This window comes from Haladaptatus litoreus, assembly GCF_900156425.1.
GTDB lineage: Archaea > Halobacteriota > Halobacteria > Halobacteriales > Haladaptataceae > Haladaptatus > Haladaptatus litoreus.
This window is the reverse complement of sequence record NZ_FTNO01000001.1, coordinates 353,259-369,523: the sequence shown is the minus strand read 5'-3', so window position 1 is coordinate 369,523 and position 16,265 is coordinate 353,259. Positions and strand designations below refer to the sequence as shown.

At 59.3% G+C, this 16,265-nt stretch carries 15 protein-coding genes; 7 read left to right on the top strand and 8 right to left on the bottom strand.

What is annotated here, in order from left to right; genetic code table 11:
- The first annotated feature begins 39 nt into the window (after window positions 1-39).
- The gene (locus BW974_RS01925; RefSeq protein ID WP_076427500.1) at window positions 40-654 is read left to right on the top strand and encodes a hypothetical protein; all 615 of its coding nucleotides are present in this window, start codon (window positions 40-42) and stop codon (window positions 652-654) included.
- On the opposite strand, the gene BW974_RS01920 is transcribed toward BW974_RS01925, so the two are convergent.
- Window positions 651-1,199 (bottom strand): hypothetical protein, encoded by a 549-nt coding sequence (locus BW974_RS01920; protein WP_076427498.1) that lies wholly within the window; start codon window positions 1,197-1,199, stop codon window positions 651-653. The two genes, BW974_RS01925 and BW974_RS01920, sit on opposite strands and share 4 nt — an antisense overlap.
- A gap of 78 nt (window positions 1,200-1,277) precedes the next feature.
- Between BW974_RS01920 and BW974_RS01915 the strand changes: the two genes are divergently transcribed.
- The gene (locus BW974_RS01915) at window positions 1,278-1,640 is read left to right on the top strand and encodes a hypothetical protein (protein WP_076427496.1); all 363 of its coding nucleotides are present in this window, start codon (window positions 1,278-1,280) and stop codon (window positions 1,638-1,640) included.
- Window positions 1,641-1,662: 22 nt separating this feature from the next.
- Here BW974_RS01915 and BW974_RS01910 read toward each other — a convergent pair whose 3' ends face one another.
- The 4 genes from BW974_RS01910 to BW974_RS24515 all read right to left on the bottom strand — a co-directional run bounded on the left by BW974_RS01910 (window position 1,663) and on the right by BW974_RS24515 (window position 6,229).
- Window positions 1,663-3,318, bottom strand: coding sequence for an outer membrane protein assembly factor BamB family protein (locus BW974_RS01910; RefSeq protein ID WP_076427494.1), 1,656 nt, complete (start codon window positions 3,316-3,318; stop codon window positions 1,663-1,665).
- Window positions 3,319-3,534: 216 nt separating this feature from the next.
- Window positions 3,535-4,773 (bottom strand): mandelate racemase/muconate lactonizing enzyme family protein, encoded by a 1,239-nt coding sequence (locus tag BW974_RS01905; protein WP_076427492.1) that lies wholly within the window; start codon window positions 4,771-4,773, stop codon window positions 3,535-3,537.
- A gap of 48 nt (window positions 4,774-4,821) precedes the next feature.
- On the bottom strand, window positions 4,822-4,947 hold the full coding sequence (locus BW974_RS26895) for a hypothetical protein (RefSeq protein ID WP_267879593.1): 126 nt from the start codon (window positions 4,945-4,947) through the stop codon (window positions 4,822-4,824).
- 301 nt (window positions 4,948-5,248) lie between these two features.
- Window positions 5,249-6,229 carry a hypothetical protein gene (locus BW974_RS24515; protein ID WP_139328802.1) on the bottom strand — a complete coding sequence of 327 codons (981 nt, stop codon included), beginning with the start codon at window positions 6,227-6,229 and terminating at the stop codon, window positions 5,249-5,251.
- Between the two features lie 818 nt (window positions 6,230-7,047).
- Here BW974_RS24515 and BW974_RS01890 point away from each other — a divergent pair.
- The gene (locus tag BW974_RS01890; protein ID WP_245799875.1) at window positions 7,048-8,166 is read left to right on the top strand and encodes a cellulase family glycosylhydrolase; all 1,119 of its coding nucleotides are present in this window, start codon (window positions 7,048-7,050) and stop codon (window positions 8,164-8,166) included.
- Window positions 8,167-8,201: 35 nt separating this feature from the next.
- Here the strand turns inward: BW974_RS01890 and BW974_RS01885 are convergent, their stop codons facing one another.
- Together BW974_RS01885 and BW974_RS01880 are read right to left on the bottom strand one after the other, a co-directional pair.
- A complete protein-coding gene (locus BW974_RS01885; RefSeq protein ID WP_076427484.1) occupies window positions 8,202-9,023 on the bottom strand; it encodes a NosD domain-containing protein in 822 nt (273 codons plus the stop codon).
- Between the two features lie 67 nt (window positions 9,024-9,090).
- On the bottom strand, window positions 9,091-10,005 hold the full coding sequence (locus BW974_RS01880) for a dihydrodipicolinate synthase family protein (RefSeq protein WP_076427482.1): 915 nt from the start codon (window positions 10,003-10,005) through the stop codon (window positions 9,091-9,093).
- Between the two features lie 100 nt (window positions 10,006-10,105).
- On the opposite strand from BW974_RS01880, the gene BW974_RS01875 reads away from it, so the two are divergent.
- Window positions 10,106-10,378, top strand: coding sequence for a MoaD/ThiS family protein (locus BW974_RS01875; RefSeq protein WP_076427480.1), 273 nt, complete (start codon window positions 10,106-10,108; stop codon window positions 10,376-10,378).
- Between the two features lie 139 nt (window positions 10,379-10,517).
- Window positions 10,518-11,153: a hypothetical protein gene (locus tag BW974_RS01870; protein WP_139328801.1), complete on the top strand. Its 636-nt coding sequence runs from the start codon at window positions 10,518-10,520 to the stop codon at window positions 11,151-11,153.
- A gap of 34 nt (window positions 11,154-11,187) precedes the next feature.
- On the opposite strand, the gene BW974_RS01865 is transcribed toward BW974_RS01870, so the two are convergent.
- Window positions 11,188-12,447, bottom strand: coding sequence for an HAD hydrolase family protein (locus BW974_RS01865; protein ID WP_076427476.1), 1,260 nt, complete (start codon window positions 12,445-12,447; stop codon window positions 11,188-11,190).
- A 668-nt stretch (window positions 12,448-13,115) separates the two neighbouring features.
- On the opposite strand from BW974_RS01865, the gene BW974_RS01860 reads away from it, so the two are divergent.
- Both BW974_RS01860 and BW974_RS01855 read left to right on the top strand, forming a co-directional pair.
- Window positions 13,116-14,522 carry an MFS transporter gene (locus tag BW974_RS01860; RefSeq protein WP_076427474.1) on the top strand — a complete coding sequence of 469 codons (1,407 nt, stop codon included), beginning with the start codon at window positions 13,116-13,118 and terminating at the stop codon, window positions 14,520-14,522.
- Window positions 14,523-14,822: 300 nt separating this feature from the next.
- Window positions 14,823-16,259 (top strand): nicotinate phosphoribosyltransferase, encoded by a 1,437-nt coding sequence (locus BW974_RS01855; protein WP_076427472.1) that lies wholly within the window; start codon window positions 14,823-14,825, stop codon window positions 16,257-16,259.
- Window positions 16,260-16,265 lie beyond the last annotated feature (6 nt).

The following is a 16,265-nucleotide window of genomic DNA, read 5'->3' as shown; positions in this document are numbered from 1 at the left end:
CCGCCCAAACGTTATGCTCCGTCTCGCCGTTTCGCCGATATGAACGGAGACGATTTCGCCGACTCGGTACGGAACGCCAAAGCGACCGAACTCGACCGTCTCGGCTCCCAACAACTGCTCGTCGCGCTCACGGGTGCCGACCTCGAACCGAAAACGGTTCTCACGGCAGTCGCGGGAAGCGAACACACCGCGGCAGAGACGTTTTCCGAGTGGGCCGAGTCGTCGGAACGGGGACTGTTCGACCGACTGGAAGGACAAGAACGCGACCACTACGAGCGCGTCGTGGCGGAACTGGACGAGTTCGAACCATCCGGCATTGATTCCATGCACGAACGACTCCGCGAACTGGACGGCGACGTTTCACGGGCGGGCGGCCTCGTCGGACGCTCGCTCGTCGGCGACAGAACCTTGCTTCAAGTCGTGAACTTCTTCGTCAACAGGGCGGACGAACACCGGGCGAATCTCTTTCGTGACTTGCGCGATGATACCCAGCAGAACGTCGAAGACGGTGTTTCCTTGCTTTCTGCCTGCTGTGAGGACGATTCGGACTGGGACGAGGCGCGGAAAATCGCGGAAGAAATCGTCCAGATTGCGTACGACGACTACGCCGACACCTTGACTGACATGGGACTCGACCCGAAACCCATCTGTTAATCGCTTCCGGTATCCGCGCCGAAGCGTCGTGTGTCCGCAATCGTCTGGCGCAGTTCGTCCGCGCGCTGTGACCCGACGAGCAGTGGGCGTTTCCCTTCCCGTTCGATCTTGACGCCGTCGTTTCCGCTGACGATGTAGGCGACTCCCTTTTCGTCTAACGAGATTCCCCGACGAGAGAACGAGAGGCCGAACCTGATTCCCCAACCGCCGTAGTCACGCATCGGACTGTAACTGACTCGTTCGACGCGCGTCATCTCCGAAAACGGAATCCGTCGGAAACGGAGGTGGAAGGGGAAGAACTTGCAGTACAGACCGTCTTCGCGAACTTCGGTGACGAGTCCAGCGCGGTAGAAAAGTACCAGCGGCGCGAAAAGTGCGAATAGTACCGCCGCCAACGTTGCGAGTGCATCGGGGGTGAAACCGCCTGCTTCGTCTATCGTCACGGCAAAGACCAGCAGGCCGACTGGAATGGTCGAGAAGATGAGAAATCCCCAGAGCCATCCCTGCCGGAATCGCTGTATCTCGTGGAACCGCGGTTGGCTCATTCGTTTCTGAATTTGTTCGCCATACTATAAAAACCTCTACTTGGCTACACTTATCCGGCGGGCCTACCAACTCGGCGCATGGTTTCCGGTTTTCGTCTCGTGAGCGTCACTCTCGCACTGAATTTAGCCTTGGTCACCCTCGTTGGGCCACTGGCGGATACACTCGGCGTAACTGGCCTGCGATGGTCGGTGGTCGCCATCGCCGTCTCGCTGGCGCTCGGATTCGCCCTCCTTTCGCACAATTCGGAGTTGTACGTCGATGGCGTCTGGCATTTCGGATTTCTCGTCTTCCTGCTCTCGATAGGGGTTCACACTATCGTTGGAACCGGACTAACTTCCGGGGACGCGACAGCCACGGAAATCACCGTGGTGTGGCTGTTCGCGGTCGTCGCGGTGCTGGTCGCGTTCAAGGAGACGGTGAGAGAGCAGTTGCGAGCCTGAAAAGGTTGGGAACGCGTCGTTTTTACTCGTTCCGTTCGATTCGATTTCGGAAATACGCACCGACACCCGCAAGTCCACCGATTGCGGTGAGGAGGCCGAATCCCGGTTGTCCATCCGTTGCAGTTGTAGTGGTTCCCCCTTCGCCACCCGGCAATTCGGACGAAGTCGTTCCTGACGTTCGTGCCGTGGTCGTCGCTGACGTCATCTCTGTCGTCGTTTGCCCTGTGCTCTCCGTGGTCGTCTGCGTCGTTCCCCCGCTTTCGGTTTTTCCACTCGTCGTGGTTTCGGTAGCCGTCCCGTTGTCCGTGGTCGTCCTTCCTTCAGTTGTCGTCTCGCTCTCCGTCCCTTCGGTTGTCGCTGTCGCCTCCTCGCTCGTCGTCGCCGTCTCCTCATCCGTCGTCTCGGGCGATTGGGATGTCGTTTCGTTCGACTCGGCCGCTCCGAGAACGTAAAAATCGGCATACTCGGTGTACATCCAGTCGATGGTTGACCGAAGCGGGAACGTGGCAGTGTACACCTTCTCGTTGGCGATAACGGGTGTTCCGGCAGCAGGGCCGGTGTCATCGAACTCCCACTCTCCGAACGAATGGTGCCACTTCCGTTCGCCGGATGCGGTGTCGATTGCGATGATGAGTGCAATCCCTACGTCCGGTTCGGGGGTCGTCCGCCCACCGACATAGAGTGCATCGTCCGCGACTGTCAGGTCGCTTGCGAGTTCCGCATTCGCTTCGTACGTCCACGCTTCCTCGCCCGTTTTTGCGTCGAGTGCCCGTATGGTATTGTCCACTCGGAAGAAGACGTGTCCGTCAGCGAACGTGAGCTGTGAGCCCCACCAGTATCCATCGATACCAATCGACTGCGACCACATAATCGACCCATCGTCTGCCGACCGCGCTCGAACCTCTGTTCCGGTGTCTCTGTCGGTTTTGACGCTATACACCTGCCCGCCGGAAACAGTCTGGAGACGGTCTTCGTCTCCGGACACATCCCACAAGACGGAGCCATCCTCGGCGGAAAGCGCAACACCGTCGCTATAAAATAGTGTTCCGTCGGCGTAGCACGTCGCACCACCGATATTTTCAGTCTTCCAAACCACGTCGCCAGTTTCGGGGTCGATTTCGCACGCATCTCCGGCCACGGTACAGTACAATCCCCCGCCAGCGACCAATGCATCACCGAACCCGGAAGCCGGGGCTTTGTGCCACTTCGTTTCGCCGGTTTCGCTATCGAGCGCGAAAAACCCAGTCGAGTCGGCGAGCTCGGCACCGAACGTATCAAAGTAGACGGTTCCATCCCCGAGGGTGGGTGTTCCGGGGCGAGAAATCCCCTCCCGTCTCCATATCTCGTTTCCGGCCAAATCGTAGGCGGCGACATATCCCTCACTGGTCGAAGGGGTGTTCGAAGTTGTCACCGCCAGATATACTTTGTCCTTGCCGACGATTGGTTCACTGGCGTACATTCCACCACCCATGTCGAACGACCATTCGGTCGTCACGGACGAACCGGGGCCGCGGTCTGCGGTTGCCCCGGTTCGTCCGGCGTTCCCGCGACGTATCGGCCACGAGCCATCGGATTCGTCGGCCCCCAAAGCAGTGAGTGAGAATCCGATTCCGACCGTGGCCATCGCCCCGAGAGCGCCAGTCGTTTTGAGGAACTTCCGCCGATGTGTTCCGGTCATAGAAAATTTAAACGAATCGTCACAGAATAAGTTTTGTGACTGCTTATTCGAGAAATAGTGTCTAAAAGTTAGTATTATTCAAAATGTCTGCCGTTTGTCGGTGGAAAACAAAAATACAACCGTCGGTCGGTGAGACGCGATTGCAGTCGCAACCACCGTTTGTCACGGTTCAGTCATCTTCCGCATATCTGTTCGCGTTTGGCTGGCCCGACGAAGCTACGCTTCGTCAAATAGGGTTTCGCCTTCGACCATCTTCTCTTCTACGACATCCATATCGAGCGTGATGCCGAGTCCCGGTTTCTCCGGAATCTCGATGTAGCCATCCTCGATAACGTCCTCTTGTACGAGGTCTTCCCACCAGCCGAGTTGGTAGGAGTGATACTCCACCGCCAGCGAGTTCGGAATCGCGGTGCCGACGTGGGCACTGGCCATCGTCGCCACGGGCGATGAGACGTTGTGCATAGCGACCGGAACGTAGTACTGGTTCGCAACGTCGGCGATTTTCCGGGTTTCACGCATGCCACCGACCTTGGGCAGGTCGGGCGCGATGATGTCCACGGCGAGGTTTTCGATGAGGCGGCGTTCCTCCGTAACGCGATAGCGGTTTTCACCGACCGTAATCGGCGTGGAAGTGGATTTCGTCACTTCTTCTTGAACTTCGAGATTCTCCGGCGGAACGGGGTCTTCGAGCCACCACACGTCGTAGTCCTCTATTGACTGTGCGAGTCGCTTCGCGCTTCCGGCGGAGAACGTCCAGTGGCAGTCGAACGCCACGTCCGCGCGGTCTTTGACGCGCTCGGTGACCTTCTCCACGATTTCAGCTTTGTGGCGGATTTCGCCGGGGCGAAGGTGGCGGTTCGCACGGTCTTTTTCGAGTCCGGACGGAACGTCCAAATCGAACTTCAGGGCGTCGTATCCGAGTTCTTCGACCACGCGCTCAGCCTCGTCCGCGCAGGCTTCGGGGTCCGCTTCGTCCGCGGTGTGGCAGTCGCAGTAGACGCGAACTTCGTCGCGGTACTTGCCGCCGAGGAGTTGGTAGGCCGGAATGTCCAAAATCTTGCCCGCGAGGTCGTGCAGGGCGATTTCGATGCCGGAAATCGCGGTTACCGTGACGCCCTCAACGGAACCCTCGCCGGACATCTTCTGAATGAGGTGTTCGAACAGTCGGTCGATGTCGAGCGGATTTTCGCCGACGACGAACGGTTTCATCCGTTCGATGAGTTCGGGGACGCCCGCACCCCAGTAGGCCTCACCCGTGCCGACGATTCCGGCGTCGGTGTAGACGCGAACCAGCGTCCACGGGAAGTTCCCGTCCACCATCGTCGTCTGTACGTCGGTAATCTCGACGTCGCGCGCGCCGCTTCGCGTCGCCGTCGCGCCCATCGTCTCGGCGGAGAGATTTCGCATGGTGTACTCCGCGTTCGGGTCGTGAAGCGTGGAATAATCGCGTCCCATGCCACCGAGTACTCAGGCCAGAGTAAAAGTTTGAATGGTATCGGTCGCTCACTGCAGTACGTCGACCGGTTTTTCCGCGCTTATCCACGCGTGGACGGAATCCTCTGTTCGGAGCTCGTACCGACCGCGGCGATAGTAGCCAACGACCCGTGGGACGGTCTGCTGTTCGGGCATCTCGATTGTTTCTTCTACTCGCGTCGTCCTTACTATTGACCAGTTAACCAGCAGCACGGGGGGATAGGCCGACCGTTCCTGTCTGTTGGTGGACGAACAGAGATTGTGAAAAACCAGCTCTGATCCTGCTCCTGCTGTCGATTAATGAGTCTCTAAGTGGTAATCAGTACGGAGAACTACCACCGAGAACACCGTTTGTGGTCGATTGGGCGATGAATACGCAACTCGAAATCCCGCGAATCCAATTTGACCGAAGATTCGTCAAGCAACACAAATCAAAGATTTGCTAGGTTGACGGCGCTCACGCCCCGTCAAACACCAAATACCCAACCGACTCGGCTCGGTGGGCGACTTCGTCGTCCAAACTTCGTTCTTCTTCGATTTTGACTTCGACGCTCGACCCAGTAAGATTCCGATACCGAATTTCTGCCGTGTCGTAACCGGTGTACGACTGAATGTCGGTGACGAAAGACGGGTCGCTGTACGACCCGTCGAAGGAGATTTCGTACCAATCCTCAGTAACGGCGACTGGCGTTCTTCCTGCTTCAAACGCCGACCCGCCGAGAGTTCCGAATCCTTCTTCGACTGCGAGATAGCCGACCACTTCCTCCATGTGCGCGCCGTAGCTGTCCTGTTCTTTGAGCAGAACGCGCATTCCGGTTCGGGACACGTCGGCGTTCCGCGTCACGACGGCGTCCAGTCCCCTGCGGGACTGCGCTTGACTGAAGACGACTGGACGGGCGGAGAAATCCTGCTGGAACGAAACGGACTGGAACGAATCGTCGATTTCTACCGTCCCCGATTCGGCCTTCACGCCGTCGAGTGAGTGCGTACCGGATTCGAGCACCGCGTAGCCGAACGTCTCGCTGGTGTGCGGGCCACCCGCGTACTCCCACTCCTCGATTCGATACTGAAACCCATCATCGCCGACGTTTCGTAGCCGGATGTGGGCGGGGTCGGCACCGTCGTAGGTCAGCGATTTGGCGATGACCGTCGGCGAATCGTAGGAAGAAGAGAGGCTCTCGCTGAACCAATCATCCCGGTCAGGCTGACTGGTGGTTATCGACCCCGATTCGCCGGCCGACCCGGACGACCCACCCCCACTGCCGCCGTCGTCGGGCAGTCGGTTTTCTATCCAGTTCAGAATATCCTGCGTGTCGTGGTGCGGGGGTGTCGTGTCGCCGTCCAGTTCGAACGTCGGTGTGTATAGGTCACGCCGTCGTCGCCAGCGGCGTATCGCGTCTGATAGACGGTGTCTTCGTACCGGCCGTCTTTCGCCCACGAGATTGCTGTATCCCGCTCTTCGAGGTCGGATTGGTTCATTCGTGCCCGCATGTCGTCGTAAGAGACGTTCCCGGACACCTTGTTCTCGAACATGTCGCGGAAGAACGCCCAGTATTCGTCCGCTTCGGCGTTCCACGCGCCCATCGCGGATTCGGAGATGAGAGGGTCGCTGTCGGAGATGAAGTAGTAAGAAGAGCCGTGAGAAGAGTGTCCCGGCGGTTCGTAGGCCAGCGCGCGGAAGCGGATGTCGAGGCGGCCGGGTTCCACGAACTCCCGAATTACGTCCTCCAAGTTGTTGAGGACGAAATCCTGCGTGTACGGACACTTGAAATTCCCGTACAGGGTCGCGGTTGGATTGCCGCCGTGACCCATCGTCGCGTAGGTGTACTGGCCCGGATTGTTGGGGATTGGTGCGCCGGACACGGGGTCTGCGGTCGTATGGTCTGCACTCGCGGTACCTGCGAACCCGAGGAGGGCGGTTCCGCCGGTGAGTCGCATGAAGGTTCGTCGTGTCGTGTTCCGCGTGTCGGTTCGTGCCGAAGTTGATTTTTCTCGTTCCGCCGTGTTTCGGGTAGGGTTGTGCTGCGTCACGGTTTGCTGCCAAACAGGTCGAGAGTATAAAACGTGAGAATCGTTGAACGTTGCTAAACGCCCCCTAAGACGTTGCAGACTGTTTCAAACCGTTAGAGTGCTGTATTCGGCAGTTTCACTGAAAGGCGGAATATTCTACTCAGACAGGAAACACGTGTCAAGTTTTGACATAGTATCAGTAAACAAACCATCACTTTCAGGTAGAACGCGGTTGTCCGCGAGTGTATGACTCGTCGGTGTACGAGACGGGGGTTCCTCGCTACCAGCGTCGCATCTGCGGTTTCACTCGCGGGATGCGTAGCCGATGCACAAGGACCGCCAGTCGATGTCCGCGGTGCGATGTATCTTCCAGCACGAGCGATGAACTCGTTCCAGATGTGGCACACCTACGAACGCGGTGTCACGGAGCGCGACATGGGGTTTGCCACCCGACTCAATCTGAACGCCCTCAGGACGTGGCTGAGTTACGAAGCGTGGCACAAGGATAGAGAATCGTTCGGCAGGGCGGTAGACCACTTCCTTCGAACCGCGGAATCACACGGAATCCGCGTCATGCTCGGGATTTTCGAGGGAGTCGGACGCCCGCCGGTTCCAAAAAACCTCTACGACACAGACCCGTGGACGGGTACCTCGGTCTGGTCGCCGGGAAAACAGGTGATGAGAAATCCCGACAGATGGAGTGAGCCGACCCGATTCGCGGAGTGGGTGATGAACCGCTATCGCGACGACGAACGTGTCCTCGCCATCGAGGTGATGAACGAACCCGGATGGCGACCGTGGAAAAAGCGGTTCGCGCGCGAGATGTTTCGCGTCGTCCGCGAAGAGCGCGGAGATGTCCCGCTGACGGTCGGTGCGACGAGTTTGGCGAACGTTGCCGACTACTACGATTGGGGTGTAGACGTGATGCAGTTTCACTACAACTATCCGAACACGCAGGCCATCTATCGGGACGTTCTCGAACAAGCCAACAAACTCCAACGAAGCGCCGGAATGCCGGTGTGGCTCACCGAATGGCAACGAATCGCCAACTTCGGCTGGGGGCAGAAAAACGTTCCAGCGACTAAACGTGGCCCGCGCTATGCGTCGCTCGTGCCGCCCATCCGCGAGGCCGGCGTCGGCAACTTCTTCTGGTCGCTCATGCTCAAACCAGCCTACATGCTCAGTCAGCGCAAACGCGGAATTTTGAACGGCGTCTTCCACGAGGACGGTGCAGTGTGGAGCAAGAAGGACGCACGCGCAATCAAGTCGATGTCGGGCGACGACTCCTTCTCGGGAGAACAGAGAAAAGAGTGGCCAGAATGGGCGAACGAAGTGCCAGAGCGGGCAAATTCGGAAGAGTCGTAATCGACATCAGTTACCGAACCACAGTACGGCTGGACTCAGGCCGTCGGCCTGAGTCCAGCATATGCCAGCAGGTCGCCGTGGTCTAAGGTTCCGTCCCCGTCGAAATCGAGGGCTGTTCGCTGTTCCGTCGGAATGTCGGCGAGGCCAATCGCGTCGGCCACGACGACGATGGGGAACGCCACGACATCCAAAATACCAGCATCACCACTTCCGGTCAGGTCTTCGTACCGCCCGTCTCGGTCGGGGTCCAGGGGCGGGCCGAGCGTGAGTTGAACGCCGAAAACGTCCACGACCGCGAGCGGCGCGTAGACGTTCACGACGTGGTTGCCCCGAATATCGTTATTTACGAGGTCGTCGTCCCACGGGTCGTCGAGGACGAGTCCTTTCAAATCCCCGCGAGCGGTGTTTCCGACCAGTCGAGCGTCGGAACCGGCTACGTCGATGCCAATCGCGTTGTTCGACGCGTCCACGTTACGAACCGCCACGTTTTCCGCGTTTCTGACGGCGATACCGCGATTCCAGTCCTGAACGCGGAGATTCCTGACGGTCACGTTCGAAGCGTTTTCGACCAGCACGCCGGTTGTGTCGCTGACCCCGAATCCGTCGAGGACGTGGCCGTTCCCGTCCAGAACGACATTATCCGCTCGAATGTCGATACAACCGGTCGAAATGCGCGTCTTGCCGTTGTTGATGTCCTGCCCGAGGGTGTAGTGACCTGGGCTGGTTATTTTCGTACAGGAACCGATGCGGGAGGCTTGAGTTCCGTCGAGGGACGAATCGAACGGTCGAGCGTCGGCGACACCACCGAGTAAACACAGCACAACTAGTCCAACTGCGAGGACGCGCGAGGGAGCCATAGCCACCCGGACAACGCCCTCCGTGTTATAGCCACTCCCCGAAAGAACGACCTACCCGAAAGAAACGTTAGAGTAAATCCAGCGCGCGGAGGTCGGATTCGAGTTCCGCCCTATCGGAGTCGTCCATCTTCCGAAGCGGACTGCGGAGCGGGCCGGGCGAAAAGTCGAGGTTCCGAACGTCGAGCGCCGTCTTCACACCCGCCATGTACGACCCGCCTTTCAGAGCATCACGAACGGAATAGACCTTGCTTTGAAGTTCGCGCGCGCGAGCCTCGTCGCCGTCGTCGTAGGCGTCGTAGAGGTCTACGACCAGTTCGGGGAAGGCGTTGGCAACTGCGCTGACCATGCCCGAGCAGCCGATTTCGAGGCCGGGGAAGAGCAGGGAGTCGGAGCCTGCGAGGAAGGTAAGCTCGGGATGTGCGTCGATAGCTTGCCCTAACCACGGCACGTCCTTGCTCGAATCCTTGAGTCCCGCGAGGTTGGGAATTTCCGCGAGGTCGGCGACCGTATCGAGCGACAGCGAATTACCGGTTTTACTCGGAATGTGGTAGACGTACACCGGCACATCGACAGCCTCGCAGACGCGGCGATAGTGCGAAACCGCGGCGTCGTGGTCGAGCGGGAAGTAGTACGGCGTGACGACGACGAGGCCGTCCGCGCCGACGGATTCCGCGTGTTCCGCGTGGGACACGGTTTCGTAGGTGCTTGGTGCGCCGACGCCTGCGATAACCGGAACCTCGTCTACGGCATCGACGACGGCCTCGATTACGCCGCGCTTTTCTTCGCCCGTCAGGAGCGGAAACTCGCCGTTCGTTCCGAGCGGGAAAACGCCGTGCGCGCCGCCGTCCACGACGAACTCGGCGTGGGCCGCCGTCGCGTCGTAATCGACCGATTCGTCCTCGTGAAACGCCGTAATCGTGGGCGGGACGACGCCGTGCAGGGAAAGCGGGTCGTCCGACCCCGGTTCGGGTGCGTGCGACATACTCGAAGGCTCATCGCCCGGCCCCATAAGCGGTTTCGTCTCGGCAGGACTTTTTCGAGTATGAGTAAACTTTTTGTTGCAGGGGGACAACAGTGTGAGTATGAACGTCACGGTTAAACTTACCGGCCCGATGGTCGCGCGAACTGGAACCCGCGACGCCCGCGTTGCAGTGCCCGAAGAGGCCACCGTCGAGGATGTCGTGAACCGACTCGGCGAACAGTACGGCCAGCAAGTTAGCGCCGGAATCGTGGACGGTTTCGGCCTCCGTTCGGACACCCGCGTCCTTCGCGAATCGGGACGCGACGCCGAACCCCTCTCGGCCCACAGTTCCGTCGAAGCAGGCGATACAGTGCGCGTTCAAGTGAACGCCTGAGTCGCCTCATTCGGCGCGCGTACCTCGGTTCTTCGGTTCTTTTCGTTTCTATTCATTTGTATTAATCTACTGACGAACAGAAAGCTTACCAGTAGTATTGCTAATACTGTAGCATGCGTATCCGACTGGGGCGATTGCAGTGAACCAGCGACTCATGGGTTTGCTCTGCTTTCTGCTTGCACTCTCGCTTGCACTGAACTCACTCTGGTTGTTGCCCCATGCTGATGAACCGCAGTACGAGTATCGTGCGGTCGAAGTAACCGATGAAAACCGACACGATTACCTGCGACATCATCCGAAAGTGAAAGAATGCTACATCGTCTTCTCGCGCGCCTGTGGATTGGAACATCAAGTGCGTGATGAGCCATTGCGGTTGAATCGCAGTGGGACGAACGTCAGCCAGTATCTCGAACACGATTACCGATTCGTCGTCTTCACCGACGGATTTCGGGAACCGACACACCGCACCGAAAACGGGTCGTTGATTCTGTCTTCGAAGTCCGTCACCGAAGGGGAGGTTGCTGCTGAACTCGCCAGACCATACCGGTTTCTTTCACCCACCACCAGTCGCGTGTTCGACGGCGGCAATGTCACGATGCACGACGAACTGCCACGGAATTCCCTCGTCAGACGAGACAGTTCGATATACGCCATCGACAAAATTAGCCAGTCTCGACCGATGTTGTCCGAGTTCCAACTCTCGGCCCTTCGAGTCCTCCTTTGGGTTCTCGTCATCCCGGTTTCAGTTGCCGGACTGTTCTACTGGTACGACTGATTCGGTTGGGTGGTTGTCACCCGTCTCGCCGATTTCAACCTAGATTCGCCAGCCGATTCATCGCGTAGACGGTTCTCAGCACGTCGCCCGCCTTCCCTTGGTCGTAGACGAGTTCGTCGGTTCTGACGACGTGGTCTAGCACGTCTCGGGAGGAGTGTTCCGGCGCGGCAGCGATGCCGGAGTCGGTTTCGTCCACCCACTGCATGACTCGAAGATCGCTCTTGCTGTCGCCCATGACGAGCGTGAATGGGTCGTCGATGCCCAGCACGTCCAGCGCGCCTTTCACCCCGACCACCTTATTCAACTCCCGACTGCCGATTTCGGCGGCGTCACCTTCGTAGTAGGCCACGTCGATTCGGTCGAAGGTCTCCTGCACGTCCTCCGGTACCGACGAAATGTCGTTTTCCGGGGTTTCGCCCTGTTCTTCCAGCACGCCGCGGATTTCCGGGTCGCTGTCGGCGTAGTACGCCCGCGCCCAGTCGCTTCCGTTTCTATTCCCGCTTTTCGCGTCATCCTTTTCGCCGCCTTCCACCACCGTCCTGCCGAGCAAATCCAGCAGGTAGACCAGCGCGTCGTCGATGATTTCCACGGCCCGCGAACTGCCGGTTTCGAAGTTCGGCTTCATCGTGACGTTGAACTCGTTGCCCTGCAAGTGGGTGCACCGCCGGAGTTCGTCAGGCGCGGCCGAGAGCACCTGTGAGCGAACCGTATCGAAGATGGTCCGAATTTCGTCGTCCAACTCCTCGTACAGCAGGCGTTTCGTCTCCGCGCCGTGGCCCGGCGTGAACACGCCGGTTCCGGCCTCGTACACGATGCTCAGGTTTCCGGAATGGACGATTTCGTTGCCGAGTCCCTGGATAGCGAACCCCTTTACGTTCTCAAGCGTCTGTCCCGTACAGACGACGATTGGCATCCCGTTCTCGTGGAAGTCGGTCAGCAGGTGGAGCGTTTCCCGTGGAATCTCGTTGTCGGTTCCACCGGCAGAGCGCAGGGTTTCGTCCACGTCGAGCACCAGCGCGTTCACCCCTCGCCCGTACTTCGAGTAGAGGTCGAGGGCGGTGAACGACTGGTCACGCGTGGCGTGCGCGGCGATGGTGGCGTAGGTTTCGCCCGCGTCGAACGCCGCCCGGATTTCGTCCTTTCGCTGGTCTAACTCCTCGCTCGCGGACTGCCAGTGTTCCAGTGCAACGCGGGAATCGACTGGTGGAAAGAGGTCGACGAAGTCCTGATAGGCCCGGAGGGTTTTCGCGTCGAACTCGTCGTAGAGGCGATAGAGGGCGTCGTAGCGTTTCATACAGAAGTATGGCTTTTCATGGGCGATAAAGTTCGGGGACGGAGATGGTGTGGATGTGCGAGATGGTTTCGTGCAGTGTGTGGTTTATCGCAGCAAGTTGGCGATGTGTCAACGAGTTCCTGAAGTTTGTTCGGAGATGGTGTTTGCAATTCCCGACTCCATTCAAACACAGACCCTCCGACGTGAAATCCTCGGGCCTGCTGGCGCACGCGCCACTGGGTTTGTGAAAATCCGGAGAACTCGAATTTGACGACATGGCGCGCGAAGTCGAACCTCCACCGGAGGTTCACTCGTGCGAGGGATGACTGAGGAGCAACGCGACGAAGGAATCGGTTGGGGAGGTGTGTGGCGAACGAGATTTCTGCGAAATCTCGGTGGCGAGCGGTGCAACCGCGAGCGAGGGTGCGGTGGCGGTTTCAGTAGAGTCGTGACTTACCAACAACAGTGTCCAAAATTTGAGAGCGTGCAGTTTTGAAGTCGGACTTACAACCAGTATCTCGGATCAACGTCAGAAACTCATCGTTCGCAAATTCACGGGGAAGTTCCCTACAACGGTGGTTTCACCTCCTCTAGATGCCCTTTTGCCCGCGCAACCCGTGTCTTTCTGCGAGCAGAGGGGGAAACCGAGTGCCCACCACCAAAACCACCAAGCGAGAGAAACGAACACGATGAATGACCAAAAAAGGCGAGATTACGTCGTCATCTTCGTCCTCTGGCTGTTGGTGTTCGTCGTCGCCAGTCAAGCCCTGATTATCGCGCCCATCCTCCCGCGAATCGCGGAACAGTTGTCGGCCCCGGAAGCGGTTCTGGGCACGCTCATCACCTCCTACGCGGTGGCGGTCGGAGCGTTCTCGCTCGTCGTCGGCCCGATTTCAGACCACGTGGGTCGTCGCCGGATTCTACTGGTCGGCACTGCCCTCCTCACGGTTTCGCTCGCGGCCCACGGATTGGCGTGGGATTTCGCCTCTTTGCTGGCAGTTCGAGGTCTGGCCGGAATCGCTGGGGGCGTTTTGAACGGTGCGGCAGTCGCCTACGTCGGGGACTACTTCCCCCGCGAACAGCGCGGGTGGGCGAACGGCTGGGTGTTCAGCGGTTTCGCGGCCGGGCAGATCGCCGGGATTCCGCTGGGTGCGATTCTCGCCGAACGACTCGGCTTCCGGATTCCCTTCCTCCTCTTCGCCGTGCTGATGGCCGCGACGTTCGTTCTCGTCTGGACGACGGTGCCGAAACCGGACGTGCAGTTGGCGACCGGAAGGCTCTCCTTCGGGTCGGCGGTCGGAGCCTACGCGACTCTCCTCCGGCGGCCCGAAATCGCCGCCGCGACGGTGGTGTTCATCGTGATGTTCATGGGTAACGCGCTGTACACGACCTACCTCCCGACGTGGCTGGAAGCCACGCTCGGCATGAACGGAACCGCAATCGGCGCGATGTTCTTCGTGGGTGGCATCGCCAACGTTCTGGCAGGGCCGCAGGCCGGAACGCTCTCCGACCGCGTGGGTCGAAAACGCGTCATCGTCGCGGCCTCGATCGGCATCGCGCTGGTCATGTTCGCCACGCCGTTTCTTGCGGTGGGCGTCCTCGCAGTCTACGCCCTCTTCTTCGTCGTCATGGGGTTGTTCGCCACGCGGGCGACTCCCTTCCAGACGATGTTGACCGAACTGGTTTCGGGCGACCAGCGCGGGTCGCTGATGAGCCTCACGGTCGGCATCGGACAGGTCGGTTCCGGCATCGGCGGCGCGCTCGCTGGCGGTGCCTACGTCGCGGTGGGTTACGACGGAACGACGGCGATTGCCGCGGGCGCGATGGTTCTCATCGTCGTTCTCGTCTGGCGGTATCTGCCGGAGACGGCCCAAATCGACGTTCCACCGGGAGCGGGGCGACCCGACAAACACAACCATCTGGCCGCAGACTCCCCCGCAGAAATCGCCTGTGGGCAGACCCACGATGCCTTCTGCGGGCCGACTGCGGAGGGTGGCTACTCGCTGGAAAAGACGGTTGCTTACGAACAGGCGCGGCGGAACGCGGACGGGGAAATTCGTCCGCGCTCTGCGAACGAATTTCCCGGCGACCGCTAATCGGTGAACGGTTGGCGACTATCGAACGCGGTCGAAAACCGTGTTCTGACAGTTCCGGCACTGTCGTCGGTTGCGCCAGTATTTTTTGCCGCACGCATTGCATTTCCAATTCGGCGTGAGAAAGTCGGGTTTCAGCGATTCCAAGTTCATGCCACCATTAAGAAGCGAGCGAATAAACGCCTCACGCCGCACGAAAGAACGTCTCGCGATAAAAACCGAAGTTCGGACTGCGGGAGACAGTCGCTTTCGACTGTCTCCCGCGCCCACAGGTATTACTGATTTCCCGTCGTCCCAAAGGCTATGGTGGGGAACGAGGGAGAAAACGGGGAACCGAACTTCGGGTACGTCACGCCCGGGAATCTGGGACTGTTCACCGACCTCTACGAACTGACGATGTTGCAGGGGTATCACGGTGCGAATCACAATCCGATGGCGACTTTCAGCCTGTTTTTTCGCGAACTACCGGCGGACAGGGGCTACGTGCTCACGGCGGGATTGGAGCAGGCAATCGCCAGCATCGAAACGCTGTCGTTCGGCGAACGAGCCATCTCGTATCTCCGAAACAGAGGATTCGAGGACGACTTCCTCGACAAACTCGCGGAGTTCGAGTTCACGGGCAAACTGCGGGCGCTTCCGGAAGGTACCCCGGTGTTTCCGAACGAGCCGATTCTGGAGGTGACTGCCCCCATCTTCGAAGCCCAACTGCTAGAAACGCTCCTGCTGAATCAAGTCGGCTTCGAGAGCCTCGTGGCGACGAAAGCGGCGCGAATGCGCGAAGCCGTCGAACGCCACGGAAACGGCCAGTCACTCGTCGATTTCGGTTCCCGGCGCGCCCACGGCACCGACGCCGGGATGAAAGCCGCCCGCGCCGCCGTCGTCGGCGGCTTCGACGGAACTTCGCTCGTTTCGGCGGGGGAGGCGTTCGACATCCCCGTCTACGGAACCATGGCCCACTCGTGGGTGCAGAGCTTCGAAGACGAGCGCGAGTCGTTTTCCACGTTCACCGAGCAGTACGGCGACGATTCGATTTTACTGGTCGATACCTACGACACTATCGAAGGGGCACGAATCGCGATGGAGGTGGCCGACGAACACGACGCCGAGGTCGGCGTTCGTCTCGATTCGGGCGACCTCGTCGCGCTCTCGAAGGACGTGTCGGAAATCGTCGGAGAGGCACCGATTTTCGTCTCCTCCGGAATGGACGAGTACAAAATCGCGGATTTCCTCGAACGCGGCGGGGTCGCCACCGGGTTCGGTCCCGGAACCGCGCTCACGACGAGCGAGGACGCGCCCTCGCTCGACCTCGTCTACAAACTGACCGAAATCGAGCGCGACGGCGAGATGGTGCCGAGCATGAAACTCTCCTCAGGCAAAGTCACGTATCCGGGCGCGAAGAGCGTCCGGCGCAAAAAGCACGGGGAAGAAAGCGAGTATCGAAAGGACATCCTCGCCCTGCGGGACGAGGATGTCGGTAGCGAAGATGAGGCTGTCCGGGACGGAAGCGAGGATGATTCTGGAGGAGAAGAACAACTCGTCACGGTGTTCGAAAACGGAACACGGGTGTACGACCCGCCGGGCCTCGACGCGATTGCAGACCGGGCGCGAGAACGACGCCGGAACTTGCCACCTGCATGTCGGGCGCTTCGGAATCCTGCCGAATATGCAGTCGAAATCAGCGAGGGGCTTCGAGAACTGACGAACGAAGTGCAGGCCCAATTGGAAACAAAGAACGAGTAGCGAATC